Annotated in this window: 16 protein-coding genes; 11 read left to right on the top strand and 5 right to left on the bottom strand. The window is 40.5% G+C overall.

Annotated features, from left to right (window positions below; translation table 11 throughout):
* Nucleotides 1–139: 139 nt before the first annotated feature.
* From EI164_RS05725 to EI164_RS05715, 3 genes are all read right to left on the bottom strand, one after another.
* Nucleotides 140–448 (bottom strand): hypothetical protein, encoded by a 309-nt coding sequence (locus tag EI164_RS05725; RefSeq protein ID WP_225739134.1) that lies wholly within the window; start codon nucleotides 446–448, stop codon nucleotides 140–142.
* Nucleotides 449–475: 27 nt separating this feature from the next.
* Complete coding sequence (gene lolD / locus EI164_RS05720; protein WP_192519028.1) at nucleotides 476–1,156, bottom strand: lipoprotein-releasing ABC transporter ATP-binding protein LolD; 681 nt, start codon at nucleotides 1,154–1,156, stop codon at nucleotides 476–478.
* Nucleotides 1,157–1,254: 98 nt separating this feature from the next.
* Nucleotides 1,255–2,490, bottom strand: coding sequence for a lipoprotein-releasing ABC transporter permease subunit (locus EI164_RS05715; RefSeq protein ID WP_192519027.1), 1,236 nt, complete (start codon nucleotides 2,488–2,490; stop codon nucleotides 1,255–1,257).
* A gap of 402 nt (nucleotides 2,491–2,892) precedes the next feature.
* Between EI164_RS05715 and EI164_RS05710 the strand changes: the two genes are divergently transcribed.
* A complete protein-coding gene (locus EI164_RS05710) occupies nucleotides 2,893–3,867 on the top strand; it encodes a hypothetical protein (protein ID WP_192519026.1) in 975 nt (324 codons plus the stop codon).
* Between the two features lie 113 nt (nucleotides 3,868–3,980).
* Here EI164_RS05710 and EI164_RS05705 read toward each other — a convergent pair whose 3' ends face one another.
* Nucleotides 3,981–4,370, bottom strand: coding sequence for an SCP-2 sterol transfer family protein (locus EI164_RS05705; protein WP_192519025.1), 390 nt, complete (start codon nucleotides 4,368–4,370; stop codon nucleotides 3,981–3,983).
* Nucleotides 4,371–5,248: 878 nt separating this feature from the next.
* Between EI164_RS05705 and ccoN the strand changes: the two genes are divergently transcribed.
* The 6 genes from ccoN (at nucleotide 5,249) to EI164_RS05675 (ending at nucleotide 11,298) form a co-directional block, all read left to right on the top strand.
* Complete coding sequence (gene ccoN / locus EI164_RS05700; protein WP_192519024.1) at nucleotides 5,249–6,730, top strand: cytochrome-c oxidase, cbb3-type subunit I; 1,482 nt, start codon at nucleotides 5,249–5,251, stop codon at nucleotides 6,728–6,730.
* Nucleotides 6,731–6,739: 9 nt separating this feature from the next.
* Nucleotides 6,740–7,378, top strand: coding sequence for a cytochrome-c oxidase, cbb3-type subunit II (gene ccoO / locus EI164_RS05695; RefSeq protein WP_192519023.1), 639 nt, complete (start codon nucleotides 6,740–6,742; stop codon nucleotides 7,376–7,378).
* Nucleotides 7,378–7,560 (top strand): cbb3-type cytochrome oxidase subunit 3, encoded by a 183-nt coding sequence (locus tag EI164_RS05690; protein ID WP_192519022.1) that lies wholly within the window; start codon nucleotides 7,378–7,380, stop codon nucleotides 7,558–7,560. Before ccoO ends, EI164_RS05690 begins: the two co-directional genes overlap by 1 nt.
* Nucleotides 7,557–8,729, top strand: coding sequence for a cytochrome-c oxidase, cbb3-type subunit III (gene ccoP / locus EI164_RS05685; protein WP_192519021.1), 1,173 nt, complete (start codon nucleotides 7,557–7,559; stop codon nucleotides 8,727–8,729). Before EI164_RS05690 ends, ccoP begins: the two co-directional genes overlap by 4 nt.
* A 423-nt stretch (nucleotides 8,730–9,152) precedes the next feature.
* Nucleotides 9,153–10,562 (top strand): cytochrome c oxidase accessory protein CcoG, encoded by a 1,410-nt coding sequence (gene ccoG / locus EI164_RS05680; RefSeq protein WP_192519020.1) that lies wholly within the window; start codon nucleotides 9,153–9,155, stop codon nucleotides 10,560–10,562.
* Between the two features lie 142 nt (nucleotides 10,563–10,704).
* Nucleotides 10,705–11,298, top strand: a complete 594-nt coding sequence (locus EI164_RS05675) for a FixH family protein (protein ID WP_192519019.1) — start codon at nucleotides 10,705–10,707, stop codon at nucleotides 11,296–11,298.
* A 92-nt stretch (nucleotides 11,299–11,390) separates the two neighbouring features.
* On the opposite strand, the gene ttcA is transcribed toward EI164_RS05675, so the two are convergent.
* Complete coding sequence (gene ttcA, locus EI164_RS05670) at nucleotides 11,391–12,479, bottom strand: tRNA 2-thiocytidine(32) synthetase TtcA (protein WP_192519018.1); 1,089 nt, start codon at nucleotides 12,477–12,479, stop codon at nucleotides 11,391–11,393.
* A 366-nt stretch (nucleotides 12,480–12,845) separates the two neighbouring features.
* On the opposite strand from ttcA, the gene queC reads away from it, so the two are divergent.
* From queC to EI164_RS05650, 4 genes are all read left to right on the top strand, one after another.
* Nucleotides 12,846–13,625 (top strand): 7-cyano-7-deazaguanine synthase QueC, encoded by a 780-nt coding sequence (queC, locus tag EI164_RS05665; protein ID WP_192519017.1) that lies wholly within the window; start codon nucleotides 12,846–12,848, stop codon nucleotides 13,623–13,625.
* A gap of 387 nt (nucleotides 13,626–14,012) precedes the next feature.
* Entirely contained in the window at nucleotides 14,013–14,342 is a 330-nt protein-coding gene (locus tag EI164_RS05660; protein WP_192519016.1) for a hypothetical protein, read from the top strand.
* Between the two features lie 167 nt (nucleotides 14,343–14,509).
* Entirely contained in the window at nucleotides 14,510–15,007 is a 498-nt protein-coding gene (locus tag EI164_RS05655) for a peroxiredoxin (RefSeq protein ID WP_192519015.1), read from the top strand.
* Between the two features lie 73 nt (nucleotides 15,008–15,080).
* Entirely contained in the window at nucleotides 15,081–16,577 is a 1,497-nt protein-coding gene (locus tag EI164_RS05650; RefSeq protein WP_192519014.1) for a dihydrolipoyl dehydrogenase, read from the top strand.
* Nucleotides 16,578–16,678 lie beyond the last annotated feature (101 nt).

Raw genomic sequence — 16,678 nt, 5'->3', positions numbered from 1 at the left:
TAGGCTTAGATGTGTATAGCTCATGGTTGCAATCTCACTTTGGTCGGTGGATAAAAACTTTGATGCTAGCGCATCTAGGTCTTTTTTTCACCTTGCATTTGGTATTGCACTTCATGTGTTAATCTAAGAATTATAAAACTCAGTCTTTTTCACTCTTACTGATTGCGCCTATAACATTGTCAGTCAGGTTATTATCCATTACAAATACATCCAATACGCTTTCGCCTTTAGACAGTGTATAACGCTTGCCTGTTGCACTGTCTTGAGCTTGTAGATCGTAATCCACACCTGCCAAAGTAATGGCATCAAAAACAGGCGTCAGCAAATCTATTTGCGTTTGTTCATCAATGGTATCAAATAACGTTGGGTCCATATAAGGCTTTAATGGCTCGTTACCCTCTTCAGCGCTACCAAAAGCAGCAATTGGATCTTCATTTTTATTCATCATAATTTATCCTTGTCAGCGCTGAGAGACTTAATATTCTGCCCAATATCCATTGCGAAGTAAGAGCTGACGATCTGCCAGTGCCGCTAAATTACGATCATGCGTCACCATTAATAATGCCGTTTGCATGGTGTTTTGCAGCTCTGACAACAGCCCAAAGACACTTTGCGCATTATCATAATCTAAGTTACCTGTTGGCTCATCTGCCAAAATAAGTGATGGCTTAGTCACTAACGCACGAGCAATCGCTACTCGTTGACGCTCACCGCCTGACAACTCACCGGGTCTATGCATCAAACGATGCTCAAGACCAACGCTTTCTAGGATTTCAATCGCTTGTTGACGTGCGACAGCCGTTGATACTTTAGGTCTCATCAGCAGTGGCATCGCGACGTTTTCGATAGCCGTAAATTCAGCCAACAGGTGATGAAACTGATAAATAAAACCCAAATGCTTATTACGCATCGCACCGCGCTCAGTTTCATTCATACTATTTAATAACTGCCCATGTAACCAAACTTCACCGCTGGTTGGTGTATCCAACCCCCCGAGCAAATGTAACAAGGTGCTTTTACCTGAACCACTGGTGCCGACAATAGCGATGCGCTCACCAGGCTTGACCGTCAAATCCAGACCAGTCAACACTTGCGTGCTGACCGCCCCTTCATCATATATCTTGTTGATATTTTTTGCCTCTAAAATAACAGACATGGCACTTCCTTTATTCTATTTATACGAGTATTAATGCTTTATAAAGTGTTATCAACTCTATATAGACTTTCAACGATCTCATCTGCTCACAAATTTATTTATTCGTAACGCAGCGTCTGGGCTGGCTGAATTTTAGCCGCTCGACGTGCTGGATAAATAGTTGCCAAGAAGCTCAGAGTAAATGAAGCACCTGTAATTAATACCACATCTACAAAACGTAACTGCGATGGCAGATAGTTAACAAAATAAGCATCAAATAAATTGAGGTTAAATGCTTGATTGATAAATCCCAAAATATCACTAACGGTAAGTGCAAATATGATACCCAGTATCGTGCCAGCAATCGTACCGATAAATCCAATGACCACACCTTGCACCATAAATACTTGAGTAATTAAGCGCGGAGAGGCACCAAAAGTTTTCAAAATTGCAATATCAGCTTTTTTGTCCGTAACGAGCATGACCAAACTAGACACGATATTAAAGGCGGCGACGAGAATAATTAAGAAAAGCAGTAATCCCACCATCGCTTTTTCCATTTGAATCGCACCAAATAAGTTACCATGCGTTTGTGTCCAGTCATTGGGATACAATTTTCCAGGCGCTAGCGCTGCCGCTTTTTCTGACTCTATTGGCGCAGTAAAAATATCATGGAGCTTCATGCGCACACCTTGCGCCCCTTCAGGCAGACGCATTAGTTTTGCTGCATCACTCATAGGAATAAAAGCCATTAAACTGTCCACTTCAGGGCTAATACTAAAAACACCTGTTAACGTAAAACGTTTAAATCGTGGTATCACGCCTGCCGGTGAAGGAGATGCCTCTGGCAATACTAGCGTGACTTTATCACCCAGTTGCAGTCCTAGTGACTGCACCATTTCTTCGCCCAGTACAATACTAAAATCACCGTCTTGTAGTGTATCAATGCTACCAGCAACCATATGATCATCAATGATAGACACTTTTTTCTCATATTCAGGATCAATACCCGTCACCATAATGCCTGCGACCTGACTATTTGATGTCAGCATCCCTTGCAATTGGATAAAAGGTGCCACTGCAGCAACTTCTGGATCTTCTTCAATCTTATCCGCTAATTCTCGCCAATCACTGATAATTTCTGATGAGACGACCGTTGCTTGCGGCACCATACCTAAAATACGAGTTTTCAACTCCCGATCAAAACCATTCATGACCGATAGCACTGTAATCAAGACAGCAACACCAAGAGTCAAACCAATCATTGAGATAAGCGAGATAAAGGAGATAAAACCATTACTACGCTCTGCTCGGGTATATCGTAAGCCGATAAACAACGCTAAAGGACGAAACATATTCAAACTCTTTATCTTATCTACGTGCAACTTTATATGTACTATAAAATGAGCACACAAATTGGGTTTCAGACGAGCCAAAGACAGCCGTCAAAAGGGAGCTAGTTTGACACAAATTCGCGGATATGTGCCAATCATTAGCAAAAACTGAGTATGATTTTTGCTAAAAAATGCGGTTTTGTTACTATTTTTTATGAGGGACTTGCTATTACTTGCGTCAATACCTATATATTGTATGCTAAGGACAATTGTCATTACCCATTCATTGTTGTTTGTTGACCTTTTGCTGACGACAACATTACAGACTATCAAAACCTTCATATTCAATAAATTAAGGTTATGATGGTCAGTAATAGCAGTTTTAGCGCCAAACTTCACGTTGACTTAATTTTGAGTATTCTCATGACCATCAATTATCAATATAAGAACATCCAGGCCCCCACCAAGATCACTTTAACCGATGAGCAATCTGCAGGTCATGCTGATCATTGGCGCATTTTGACCGAAGACATGAGTCATGACGTGCCAGAATGGCTACAGAAAATGATTGAACACGCAGCGATGCCTAAAGGCCTTAATAGTAATGTCAGCTCTCAAGATAGCTGTTTACTCCTATCGGAAGATCAGCCCTGTCATATCAATCAAGTACTCGCGATGAATAACGGCAAGCCTGAGTGCTTCATCAATGCCTACCCTTGCGTCGATAGTCCATATGGTCTGCATTGTAAAATTGAGCGCATTATCGTGAACGACAATTCCCATGATGCGGTACTGCGCTTGCATACAGCTGACGGTAGTATTATTTATGCTTTTGATCAGCTTTATACCACCAATCGTCACCTATACCAGCGAGATAGCTCTTATTTTGTCAACTTTAGCGCTTGGGCACACGAAATTAAACCGAGCGAACAAAACGAAGTAATTATGGTCGAAGATCAAGAGTCCATTCGCTACCATCGTGCTTTCAATGATATCGTGGCAGCCAATGATGGAAAAATACCTGATGACCTGCAAGAGCAAATCAAAGAGTGGAAGCCTGAGACCAAAGAGCAAATGGCACCAGTCGAGATCAACTTGGGTCACATGTGTGCTTATCTATTTGGTGATACGCTTGGACAAGAGGATGAAGCATGGTGTCAAGGTCAAGTACTTGGCAAGCAAGAAACCGTATTCAATGGTAAGTCAATTATTCTGTTCGACGTGGTGGTATTACGTGAACAAGATGCAGATCCATTTGTAATACGTATCGGTGCACTTAATACACCAGAAACTGCGACCATTAAAGTACACGACTATGTGCAAGCAAACGTCTGGCTGCAAGCGGCAATCTATAAACAAAACCAGAAAAATACATCGCAAAAATCCAAAGTTAGCTAGTAAAATACCGAATATGCAACTGTCTAACCTACCGATAAAAAAGCCTCTAATATATTAGAGGCTTTTTTGCATATCTATTCTCATTATTCAACAACAATCATATAGACCTAAAATTAAGCCATCGTCGTCATTGACTTAATACGCATATACAGCTCTTTTTGTTCATCACTTGGACGTGCTGTTTGCACTGCCATTAATTGTGACATATCACCTTCTACACGGATTTTGCCACCCATAAACGCACCCATGATTTCATTGGTATCAAAATCAGTGATGATTGATTGCAAAATACTGCGATCCAGAAGCAATGTCGTCGTTGCAGCATCGTTCAAACCGCGATGTAATAAACCATTGGTGAAATTAGCTTCGATATCCTGTTCAGTATCCGACACCTTTAAATTGACGACCATACTTGCAAGTGCTGGTGGTAAATTCAGCTCACCTGCTTCCTGACCCATCTGCTCAACTTGCTCAAACCATTCGTTTGTCAAAAAAACTGCCATGCTATTGTCCTTGATTTATATTATTTAAGAATAGAGGTTTTTAGTACCCTTACCTAATTGGTTAATTATTTATAAGGTAATTACTAGGGCGTGTCCTCTAAAAAGAGCCTTTATTTTTCAAAACAGTGATATCAACAATCAACCACTATATTTATCGGTATTATAAGGGTCATGTTGATAATAAGTAAAACTTAATTAGAAGACTCATGCTGTTATTGTTACAAAACTCTTTCTAGGGTTTATAAGCAAATACTGTATTTATTGTTATTGATTGATACAAATACATCCCCTAGAATAGCGACAACTTTGTGTATAAAATAGACCGAAAGTATGACAGCGATAAGTTGTTCGCTATATTTTTTACCAAAGAGTTTGTATTTTGCCGCATAGTTCTGATGATATTTTATTAGGATTGCGTTACAATACCCTTAAACAGAGTCGGGAGTTTTAACTAAACATTACGTAAACATGTTTTTTTGTCAGCCGCCGCTAGCATACTTCTATGGTCAGTGCGTTCTTACGGCCCTATGGATATTGGTATCTATCTTCATTGGTACAGATTTTGGTAATAATTAAGATAAATACTTAGTCTCATTAGATGTTTGATGCTCAAAACGGCACATTTTCTTATTCACCTGAACAGTTTATTAATAATCCTACTATCGATTGATCATGAGCGCTGTGTATTTTAGACGCCTCTGTATATATGAGTACCAGCTGATATATAATTCAGATTGATAGTTAATAATGTTACAGCGATAAGTAAGCCAAAAATAGCATGTACCGCAACTACTATTTGATTATCCATTATTATGATACAGATAGCGCGGAGCGTTAGTTAATTCTGTTGATAATTCGGGCTGTAAAGGAATCATCCAATGAGTTTACAAAACACAGCAGTCGCCCCAGTGGACCGTGAGTACGAAATTACTATCGTAAGATTCTTTACGATAATGGCCGTTGCATGGGGCATCGTCGGCATGAGTATTGGTGTGTTCATTGCTTCACAGTTAGCATGGCCAGCACTTAACTTTGATACTCCATGGCTGACTTTTAGTCGTTTAAGGCCGCTACATACCAATGCGGTCATTTTTGCGTTCGGTGGCTCTGCCCTGTTCGCCACATCTTACTATATCGTTCAGCGTACCTGTAAGACAAGATTGTTTGCACCTTATCTGGCTTGGTTTACCTTTTGGGGTTGGCAAGCAGTGATCGTGTCAGCAGTCATTACGCTTCCTTTAGGTTTAACCTCAACAAGGGAGTACGCTGAACTTGAATGGCCAATCGATATTTTGATTGCACTGGTATGGATATCATATGCCATTGTGTTCTTTGGAACACTTATCAAACGTAAGACCTCACATATTTATGTGGCTAACTGGTTTTTTGCAGCTTTTATTATTACGATTGCGTTACTGCATATCGTAAACAGCATGTCGATTCCTGTTAGTGCATTCAAGTCTTATTCGTTATTTGGCGGTGCAACTGATGCGATGGTGCAGTGGTGGTACGGTCATAATGCCGTAGGCTTTTATCTAACGGCAGCCTTCCTTGGAATGATGTACTATTTCGTTCCAGTACAGATTGGTCGCCCTATCTATTCTTACCGTTTATCTATCGTTCACTTTTGGGCATTAATTGCTTCATACATGTGGGCTGGTGGTCACCATTTGCATTATTCAGCGCTTCCAGATTGGACGCAGTCATTAGCAATGGTATTCTCAATCATCCTATTTGCACCATCTTGGGGTGGTATGATCAACGGTGTACTAACACTATCTGGAAGTTGGGATAAGTTACGTACCGATCCAATCATTCGCTTTATGATTGTTGCACTGTCGTTCTACGCCATGTCGACATTCGAAGGCCCAATGATGTCTATCAAGACAGTCAATGCACTATCGCATAACACGGATTGGACCGTAGGGCATGTACACTCAGGTGCGCTTGGTTGGGTAGGTATGATTACCATTGGTTCACTATACGTATTATTACCACGTATTTATAACAAACCAAAAATGTATTCTATCAGCTTAATCACCACGCATTTCTGGCTAGCGACTGCAGGTACTATTTTCTATATTGTATCTATGTGGATCTCAGGTATTGGTCAAGGCATGATGTGGCTTGCAACTAATCCAGATGGCACATTGGTTTATAGCTTCGTTGATACCGTCCAATTCTCACATTTCCCATATATTGGTCGTGCTTTTGGTGGCTTCTTATATGTATCTGGAATGTTCGTTATGGCTTATAACTGCTATAAAACACTCAAGATGCCAGAAGGTAAGCCTGTAGATGTCGCTGATCCAACGGATCATGAACCTAGTGTCGAAAAACCTTCGACAGCTAACGTATAAGGAGCGATCATGGCTGGTACACCGCATGAAATTATTGAAAAAAATACAGGCTTGTTGGTCATCGGTATTGTTATTGCTATTAGCTTCGCAACGCTAGTTGAAATCGTACCACTGATATATGACAACAAAGCTCCTGAAGAAGGTGGCGTAAACGCTCCCCTTCCCACTATGGAACCATGGACTGCACTAGAGTTCGAAGGTCGTGATATTTATATTCGTGAAGGTTGTCACGTCTGTCACACTCAAATGATTCGTCCACTACGTGCTGAAGTCGAACGTTATGGACCATATTCGCGTGCTGCAGAATCCACATGGGATCATCCATTCTTATGGGGCTCAAAACGTACTGGACCAGATCTAGCACGAGTTGGTGGACGCTATTCTGAAGATTGGCAAAAGCAGCATTTGATTGCACCACGCTCACTCGTTCCTGAATCTGTAATGCCTGGGTTCCCTTGGCTTGCTGAGAATGAAGTGGATGGTGAAAACATTCAAAATAAAATGCGTCTATTCCGTGATCGCTTCGGTGTTCCTTATACTGAAGAAGATATCGAAAAAGCACCAGATGCTGTACTTGGTGCCACTGAGCTTGACGCTTTGGTTGCCTATCTACAGCAACTAGGCACAGCGATGGAAGGACAGCGCTAATGGGTATTGGTGAATTACAAACAATTGCGACCGTTTCTGCCTTTGTTGCCTTCGTAGGTGTTGCATGGTGGGCGTATTCGCCAAAAAACAAAAAACGCTTCGAAGAAGATGCACAACTTGCGCTTGATGACGAGGATATAAAATCTCTGTCTGAAGAGCAACGCAATAAGGATGAACGATGACATTTTTTTGGAGTTCTTGGATTACTATAATAAGTATCGGCTGCTGGCTGTTCATTCTTGGGGTTTTGTTATTTGTTCTAAAATACAAACCCGAAGTAGAAGAAGATGGCACCACTGGCCATACCTATGACGGTATCAAAGAATATGACAAACCATTGCCTAAGTGGTGGCTAGTAATATTTTTTGGCTCAATCTTTTGGGGTGTTGCCTACTGGGTGTTTTTCCCAGCTATATTCCCGTCAAAATGGGAAGGTTTAGCTACAGAAGTAGTCGATGGCAAAACTGTACCATGGACTACTAAAACTGAGCTTGCAAGTGACCTTGAAAGCAACGATAAACTTTTTACGGATAACTTTGAGCAGAATATCTTGGCAAAAGCAGACGCCAGTGGTGCTACCGCTACGTTAGCAACACTTGCTGATATGCAAGCAACATTGCGTCATAGCGAAACAGCGCCTGATAACTTGCAGGATCAAATCAATGATAAGGTAACAGAACTTGCGCCTTATGTTGAGAAGCTATCAACAAACCCAAATGCATTGAAGGCTGGTAGCCGTTTATTCTTGCAGAACTGTTCGGTTTGTCATGGATCTAATGCTAAAGGTGCAACTGGCTATCCGAATCTTACTGATAACGATTGGTTGCATGGTGGAGAGCCTGGCAATATCTTGCTTACTTTGCATAATGGTTGGCATGTTGGTGTAGACTACAAGAAAGAACCTGAAAAACTACCAATGCCTGCGTGGCGTGACAACCTTGGTGAAGATGGTGTCCGTGCGGTTGCTGAATATGTACTATCTATCTCTGGCAACCAAAATGATTATGATCTTGATCAAACCATGGTTGCGCAAGGTAAAGTACTTTTTGAACAACCAACCAACTGTGTACTTTGTCATGGTACAGACGCTAAAGGCATGATTTCAGCAGGTGCACCTAACTTAACTGATAATATTTGGTTGTTTGGTGGTGATCGTGAAACTATTCGTGATACCTTACGCTATGGTCGTGCTGGCGTTATGCCTGCATGGGAAAGCAAGCTAGGTAACGAACGCATTATGCTACTTGCTGCCTACGTTTACTCATTGTCAGATAAGACAACTCAACCTACCTCTCAAACTGCGGTAACAGCTACACCAGCAACCGAAGTGGTAGAAACTACTGCTAATTAATACTTTTTAGTCAGTGATTTTAGTCGTAAATGAATGAATTTGAATGAAGGGAGAACTGTTATTGCAGTTCTCTCTTTTTTTATACAGCTATCTTTTGACCTATTTAGTAGGCTATCGATTTGCTTATAGCAAGTCATAATATATTGATTGCTTTTTGAGATTATCACCCCATTTTTAGCAAAGAGAATGTTAAAATAGTCATACCTAAAAACATCTCTTTAGTCGCTGATTTAAAGAACTGTTTTCATTCTCATTAAGCTATTCGTAATCGATCATTTGGTAGATAAGATAAACTATTTTGCGATGCAATAATTTATCCGCTACTTACTGACATTGATAACATTGCACCCTCATACATCTGATAATCACAGATGTTTGTTCATCATGCCAGCAAACTGATTCTTTTTTTAAAGAGGCACGTTTATGTCAGCACAACAACCCAATAAAATTCCTGTACAACAGGTTGACCTTGATGCGACCAAGCACCGTGTTCATCCTAGATTTGTTAAAGGTTTTTATCAAAATATTCGTATCATCACAATGTATGCACTTTTGGCAGCATTTTTGCTTTTGCCATGGCTACGTTACAATGGTAGACAGGCAATATGGTTTGATGTTCCTTCGCAGCATTACTATATTTTTGGTATGACTTTTTTAACCCAAGATTTTTATTTTATTGCGGCCTTTGCGATCATTGCTGCTTTTACATTATTTATGGTAACGGTTTATGCAGGTCGTGTATGGTGTGGCTATGCGTGTCCCCAGACGATTTGGACTCACCTTTATCAACATGTCGAAAAATGGGTGATTGGTGACCGTAATAAACGTGTCAAATTTGATAAAGCACCAATGAGTGCAACAAAGGCCTTTAAGCGCTTTTTAATATATTTTATTTGGTTTGCACTGTCAGTAATTACAGCAGCGACTTTTGTGAGCTACGTCGCTGGAACAGATTATTTATATCATAGCTGGCAAATGATGGGGTTTGTTCCTCTCCCCGACTGGCCAACATGGATATGGGTATCTATGTTTATCTTTACCTTTGCGACCTACGCCAATGCGGGTTACATGCGTGAGCAGATGTGTATCCAAATCTGTCCGTATGGACGTTTTCAAAGCGTGATGTTTGATAAAGACACCTTGGTTGTGTCTTATGATTATGAACGCGGTGAGCCACGCGGTGCACGCAAAAAAGGCACACATCCTGAGCATTTAGGTGACTGTATTGAATGTACCATGTGTGTGCAGGTCTGCCCAACTGGTATCGATATTCGAGATGGATTACAAGTTGCTTGCATCCAATGTGCTGCTTGTATTGATGCTTGTAATGAAATCATGGATAAAGTTGGTTATTCACGAGGACTTATTCGATATACAACAGAACGACAATTGTCAGAAAAAGAAAATACCCGTGTTATCAGTCCACGCCTATTTGCCTATTTAGCCGTTATTAGCATTTTATGTGGTGGTGTTATTTATGCATTGACGGATCGCGTGCCCTTAGAGATTGATATTCGCCGTGACCGTAATCAGTTGTCTTCCGTTAACAATCAAGGCATGATCGAAAACAGCTATATCGTTAAGCTGACTAATAAAACTCAAGAACCTCATAGCTATAAAATAACCCTCACACCACAAGATGGTCTAAGTTTAGAACTTCGGTTTAATGATGTACCATTAGAAGCAGGTGAAAATTTCGATATGCCAGTGAGTATTTATGGTGATCCTGATGTTATCGATTTTGAACAGACACCAATTACCTTAAATGTAACTAGTGAAGATGGTCAATATAAAGCCAGTAAACAAAATGTATTTACCACTCAAGGTCAGTAGGCTGCCGTAAGCTATTTATTATCGAGCTTGCCTACAATTATATATTTTACCTGTTACCATTGCATTGGCTAGCAGGTAAATCGTTTATAGATATCTATTTAATAGATATCTATTTAATAGATGTCTAATTGATAGGTGTTTTATGTCTACTCCAGCATCAAAATTTAAGCACCAAGACACTCAGCCATGGTACAAAAACTACATGGTTGTTATCTTTGTGATTGGCATGCCCGCATTTGTGGTCGTTGCTTGTATATATTTCGTTTACTACTCTTATCAAATTCGCGACAGTGTCGTGCGTGATGATTGGTACATGGACGGCAAGACACTCTATCAAGATGTGTCACGTGATAAGCTCACTTATGATTTGGACTTACATGGCAAAATGCATTTTGCCGATAATGGCGATATTGTCTTTTATTTAGAGTATCCTGAACAAAGTTTACAATCAGGTGAATTATTGAACGGTACGCCGCTTACTTATCCTGATACGCTAGATCTATCTATCTCGCATGCAACTGATATTAAAAAAGACCATGATGTGGTACTACAACATCAAGAAGGCAATAAATACAGCGCACATGCAGATATCGATCCGGTCAAGGCCAAATACTATGTTCACGTAAGCAACAGTGGTACAAATAATTGGCGTATGCAAGATGTTGCAAAGCTGCCACGTTCAGACATCAGTTTTGCTCCCTTACCAGCATTTGCCAAGCAGTCCTCTGAGAAATAAATCCCAATATATAAATATATAAAAAATCAGACCTTAGGGTCTGGTTTTTTATATTGAGCATCGAATGCCACAAAGGTTTCGCTATAAAACTGTCAAATAATGGGATTAATCGTTGGGATTTTTTGTGTTGTGCGATTTTGCTCTACTGCTTGGTCGGATGCTGATGGATGCTGCTGCTCACTCATAAACTTTGGATTAAACGTTTGAGTTTTTGGTGAAACGGGTAATCCAATCTCAGCCAGACTATCGGCCTGTCCTGCTTGAATATTATCACCTTCAAACAAACGCTCGTTGTCATCACGGTCGAGACTTAATTGTTCAAAATCAAACAATTCACGATCGGCCAATTGTGATGGTGCAACGTTTTGCATCGCTTTAAAAATAGACGCTAATCGCTGTGGATGCGCATCATCCCACTCTCGTAGCATGTCATTAATGATGGCACGTTGTAGATTGGTTTGGCTACCACACAAGTTACATGGAATAATCGGGAATTCTTTTAATTTAGCGTATTCGATGATGTCTTTTTCTTCGACATAAGCCAATGGACGAATCAGCATGTTTTGCTTATCATCGCTCAGAAGCTTTGGTGGCATTGATTTTAATGTACCACCATGAAATAAGTTCAAAAAGAATGTGGCCAACATATCATCACGGTGATGACCCAGTGCAATTTTGGTCGCGCCAATTTGCTTAGCAAAGCCATATAATGAGCCACGGCGTAAGCGCGAACAAGCCGAGCAGTAAGTTTTGCCTTCTGGTACCACGCTTTTGACAATACTATAAGTGTCTTTTTCTAGGATATAGTGAGCAATGCCCTGTTCATTTAGATAGGCTGGCAAAATATCTTCTGGGTAACCAGGTTGTTTTTGATCAAGATTCACCGCAACGATATCAAAGCTAATAGGCGCAATACGCTTGAGTAATAACAAGATATCAAGCAAGGTATAGCTGTCCTTACCGCCTGACACGCAAACCATCACCACATCACCCTCTTCGATCATATTAAAATCACGAATCGCCCAAGACACTTGTCTACGTAGTTTTTTCTGGAGCTTTTTAAACGCTGCTGACTCAGAAGACAATGATGGCTCAGTTGTCACTTCTTTGTCATTGATATTATCAACAGATATATCGTCAAACTCAGGCGTAGTTGGTGTAAATAAAGTCGCTGCGGTCATAAGTTACTCAATATCTTTACAAGGATGGTTTTGCTATAAAGCAATTTACGATTTAAGAAGAGTCAAAAGTAGTAAAAAAGCATGTATAGTCGATCCACTATAAAACAAATACAGCGATACGGGTTACATTTTGAGCCGCCTCTGTCTGCGTAGGCACAGCAAGCAAGAAAAATGTAACCCGTATTTGTGGTTGTGCCTCTTTTATTTAGGACTGACTATATTAACGTGGATACTTTCAAAGTAACAATTATAACAAATATTATCAGCAGTTTGAAAAGCGCACATTAAATAATGGCATTATGGTTCTGTAACGTAGGGATTTTTGCTAAAATAACTGTTTTTCGCAAACCAATAACAGATACCCTTATGACTAACATTACCTCACAGAGCACTGCCAATCCTCAAACATCCGATACTGATTCAATCACCCTTCATAGCAACCAGAATGCTGTTGTACTATTATCAGGTGGGCTTGATTCTGTTACTTGTTTATATTGGGCCAAGGCACGTTATGCCTCTGTAACGGCTGTTAGTTTTGATTACGGTCAACGTCATAATAGCGAGCTGGTCGCAGCAAAATCAATTGCGGAGACGGCTGGAGTCAATCATAGAATCATCGATATTGATATCGCTCAACTTGGTGGCTCATCACTCACAGATCACAGTATGGTCGTCCCTGATGGAGACGCTGATAAATTTCCCAATAAAAAGCATGACGAGATCGATAACGACGCCATTCCCAATACTTATGTACCAGCACGCAATACTATATTTTTGTCTTATGCCTTAGCAGTCGCTGAAGTGACCGATGCCAACCATATCGTCATTGGTGTCAGCTCAGTCGACTACTCTGGCTATCCTGATTGTCGTCCAGAGTATATTTCTGCGTTTGAACATATGGCCAACCTTGCCACAAAAGCAGGTGTCACTGGTCATCATTTATCGATTCAAACACCCTTGCAGCAATTATCAAAAGCAAAAACTATCGAGCTTGGTTTGTCATTAGGTGTCGATTATGGACAAACTATTTCTTGCTACCGTGCCGATGAAAACGGTCTGGCTTGTGGTGTATGTGATAGTTGTACATTACGTCGTCAGGGTTTTGAACAGGCTGATGTTGCGGATCCTACCAAGTATCGCTCTTGATACATCCTACTAGCCCCCATAGCAGACGCTAGTACTACTTAACATTCGAACAACATTTGCTTGCATTAACACAGCATGTCATCGCTGTATTTTAGTTCATATACTTGCTATGGTATTGAGCATTGGATTTATCGAAAGAAAGATATAAATAATCATATTGATCATCGGATCGTTAGGGCACGCCCTCAGTTAAAGCAATAGTCCTCTAAATGGGCTGAATTTGCCAAACATCATCAAATAGTAGGTTTATATTTCGATATCAACCTGCTTCTTTTCTGGTTTGACAGAACTCTATTTCATGTTTACCAGCATTTTTAAAATGAGAATATGCCCTAATAATCCGCGCACCACACTCAGAAAACTGACTCCACCTGTAAGAGGATATTTATGAAGCTTTTATCAGTACTACCCTTAGCCTTGGCTGCCATTTTTGCAATACCACAAGCAAATGCTGCGGATATTAAGCAAAATAATATTAATACTTGCGTTGATGGTGCGGTTAAATACAAAGTCGCTGATAAAAGCACTGCGACCAAACTGTGTAATTGTACTATTGATGTCCGCAGCAAAATGACGATCGGTCAAATGTGGGAAATTGAAAGCTACGCGCAAGACAAAAAAGACCCCTCTGGTCTCCCTTATGTCAAAACCATGCAAAAAGATTTGCAGCAATGTACCGATGGTTTAGATTTGCAGCCACCTCAAAAGCCTGCTTAACCCACCAATCCTTCTACATAAAAAAGACTGGCAATAGCCAGTCTTTTTTGTTGGTGATAAAGGTATAAAATGTAAAACTGATTATGTATTTCTGCTAATCTGCCTATAATAAGAATACGATCTACAGATAATACCACTATACAACCAAAACGAATAAGGACTCTACAATGGCAAAGCCAACCACAGAAAAGCTAAACTTACCTGACTTTCCCGTCACGATAGTACGAGAACTAGATGGCAACTTTATTCATGATGAGATAAACCTAAAAGAGATGGTGGCCAATACTAATAAAGGACTTATCCTGTATTTTTATCCAAAAGACAATACACCAGGCTGTACCACGCAAGCGACAGAGTTTACCGCGCATCTCAACGAATTTGATGACTTAGGCTATGACATTATCGGTGTCTCACGCGATAGTGTGCAGTCGCACGAAAAATTCATCGCGAAACATGACCTAAATATTGCGCTGATCAGCGATCCTGACGAAAAATTATGCCAATATTTTGAGGTCATCAAAGAAAAAAACATGTACGGGAAGATAACGCTAGGGTTAGTTCGCTCTGCATTTGTTTTTGATACAAATGGCATGCTAACTCATGCTCAGCGTAATTTACGCGCTAAAGGCTATACCGAGCGATTGTTTGAAACGTTAACCCCTTAACTATTTAGTCAAATAGCGATGTTAAATACGATAAATATAATAAGTCATAATCCATTTATAACTTGAGAATAATATGAGTAAAAAGTCTAATACTGATGCCAAAAGTGCCGCACCCAAAATCACGCGCAGAGTATCCGTAGCTGTCATTGGTGCAGGCACTGCTGGTCAAAACGCCTTTCGCCAAGCCAGCAAAACCCATGATGACATCGTCATCATTAATGATGGATTTTGGACAACTACATGTGTTCAAGTTGGCTGTATGCCAAGCAAACTGTTGATTGCAGCCGCTGAACGTGCACACGAGGCCAATCATTCTGCAGATTTTGGTATTCACGCCACAGCTCAAATTGACAGTAAGCAAGTGATGAAGCGCGTTCGTGATGAGCGCAATCATTTTGCCAGTTTCATCAAAAAACAAGTCGCAGAATGGCCTGAAGATAAGAAAATCGACGGCCGTGCACATATCAATGAGCATGGATTGATCGAAGTAAATAATCAGGTGATTGAGGCCCAAAAAATCATCGTTGCCACAGGTAGCACACCATTTATTCCAGATGGCTGGGCTGATAAGCTAGGTAATACTTTACTGACGTCTGACATCGTATTTGAGCTGCCAGAATTACCGAAATCGATGGCTGTTGTTGGCGCTGGAGCCATTGGCCTAGAACTTGCGCAAGCATTCACACGTTTAGGTGTAGAGGTCACTCTATTTAATCGTGTCAAACGCGTAGCTGGACTTCAAGATAATGATATTAATGATAAAGCGATCGACTGCTTAAGCAATGAGCTAACTATGCATTTGGGTAGTGAAATCGGCAATGTGGGCACATTGAAAAACCAAAGTAGTAAAAAGCCAATAGCATTTCTCGATTATAAAAACAGCGCGGGTGAAAAGCAACAATGGCAAGGTGAATATGTACTAGTCGCAACCGGTCGCCGCAATACCATAAAACAACTGGGAATCGAAAATCTAGGAGTTGAGCTTGATGAAAAAGAGCGTCCAAAAAACTTGAGTAAAAAAACAGGAAAAATTGGTGATTTAAATGTCTATATTGTTGGTGATGCCAATGTAAACATACCGCTGTTACATGTAGCCAGTGATGAAGGCTATAGTGCAGGTAATATGATTTGTGGTAATAAAAAGCATGCTTATATACGCCCGCCAGCAATTCCTTTCTCTATCGTCTTTTGCTCACCACAAATTGCCAATGTCGGCATGTCATTACCAGAAATCCAGCAAGACTCAAGCTTAGAGTATGTCATCGGTAGCGTCAGTTTTGACAATCAGGGGCGTAGTCGCGTGATGGGTGTCAACTGTGGCTTACTGCATATTTATGGCTGCAAAAAAACCGACCGAATTCTAGGCGCAAGTATGGTAGGACCTGATGCTGAATATATCGGTCATATTTTGGCAACAGCAATTACCAACGACATAAGTGTTAAGAATATGCTTGACACACCTTTTTATCACCCAACCATACTAGAAGGTCTGCGTACTGCATTACGTGATGTTCAGCATAAGATGGAAATACCTTATCAGAACCAAGATGCACAGGAAGATAACTTTTAACGATCCGTGCAGCTACCGACTTAAAAAATATACTGAGTATCAATCATCATGCATATTGTATTTCATTGTACCAATGACTTAAGATAACTTATAATCAAATA

This window comes from Psychrobacter sp. FME13, assembly GCF_014861395.1.
Taxonomy (GTDB): domain Bacteria; phylum Pseudomonadota; class Gammaproteobacteria; order Pseudomonadales; family Moraxellaceae; genus Psychrobacter.
This window is presented reverse-complemented; position numbering and strand designations above follow the sequence as displayed.

Bases quoted from the DNA above. Each gene is read 5' to 3' on its own strand.
- EI164_RS05715 (WP_192519027.1), bottom strand. From the start codon at position 2,490: ATGTTTCGTCCTTTAGCGTTGTTTATCGGCTTACGATATACCCGAGCA.
- EI164_RS05725 (WP_225739134.1), bottom strand. From the start codon at position 448: ATGATGAATAAAAATGAAGATCCAATTGCTGCTTTTGGTAGCGCTGAA.
- ccoO (WP_192519023.1), top strand. From the start codon at position 6,740: ATGGCTGGTACACCGCATGAAATTATTGAAAAAAATACAGGCTTGTTG.
- EI164_RS05655 (WP_192519015.1), top strand. From the start codon at position 14,510: ATGGCAAAGCCAACCACAGAAAAGCTAAACTTACCTGACTTTCCCGTC.
- EI164_RS05690 (WP_192519022.1), top strand. From the start codon at position 7,378: ATGGGTATTGGTGAATTACAAACAATTGCGACCGTTTCTGCCTTTGTT.
- EI164_RS05650 (WP_192519014.1), top strand. From the start codon at position 15,081: ATGAGTAAAAAGTCTAATACTGATGCCAAAAGTGCCGCACCCAAAATC.
- queC (WP_192519017.1), top strand. From the start codon at position 12,846: ATGACTAACATTACCTCACAGAGCACTGCCAATCCTCAAACATCCGAT.
- EI164_RS05660 (WP_192519016.1), top strand. From the start codon at position 14,013: ATGAAGCTTTTATCAGTACTACCCTTAGCCTTGGCTGCCATTTTTGCA.
- ttcA (WP_192519018.1), bottom strand. From the start codon at position 12,479: ATGACCGCAGCGACTTTATTTACACCAACTACGCCTGAGTTTGACGAT.
- EI164_RS05675 (WP_192519019.1), top strand. From the start codon at position 10,705: ATGTCTACTCCAGCATCAAAATTTAAGCACCAAGACACTCAGCCATGG.
- ccoG (WP_192519020.1), top strand. From the start codon at position 9,153: ATGTCAGCACAACAACCCAATAAAATTCCTGTACAACAGGTTGACCTT.
- ccoP (WP_192519021.1), top strand. From the start codon at position 7,557: ATGACATTTTTTTGGAGTTCTTGGATTACTATAATAAGTATCGGCTGC.
- lolD (WP_192519028.1), bottom strand. From the start codon at position 1,156: ATGTCTGTTATTTTAGAGGCAAAAAATATCAACAAGATATATGATGAA.
- EI164_RS05705 (WP_192519025.1), bottom strand. From the start codon at position 4,370: ATGGCAGTTTTTTTGACAAACGAATGGTTTGAGCAAGTTGAGCAGATG.
- EI164_RS05710 (WP_192519026.1), top strand. From the start codon at position 2,893: ATGACCATCAATTATCAATATAAGAACATCCAGGCCCCCACCAAGATC.
- ccoN (WP_192519024.1), top strand. From the start codon at position 5,249: ATGAGTTTACAAAACACAGCAGTCGCCCCAGTGGACCGTGAGTACGAA.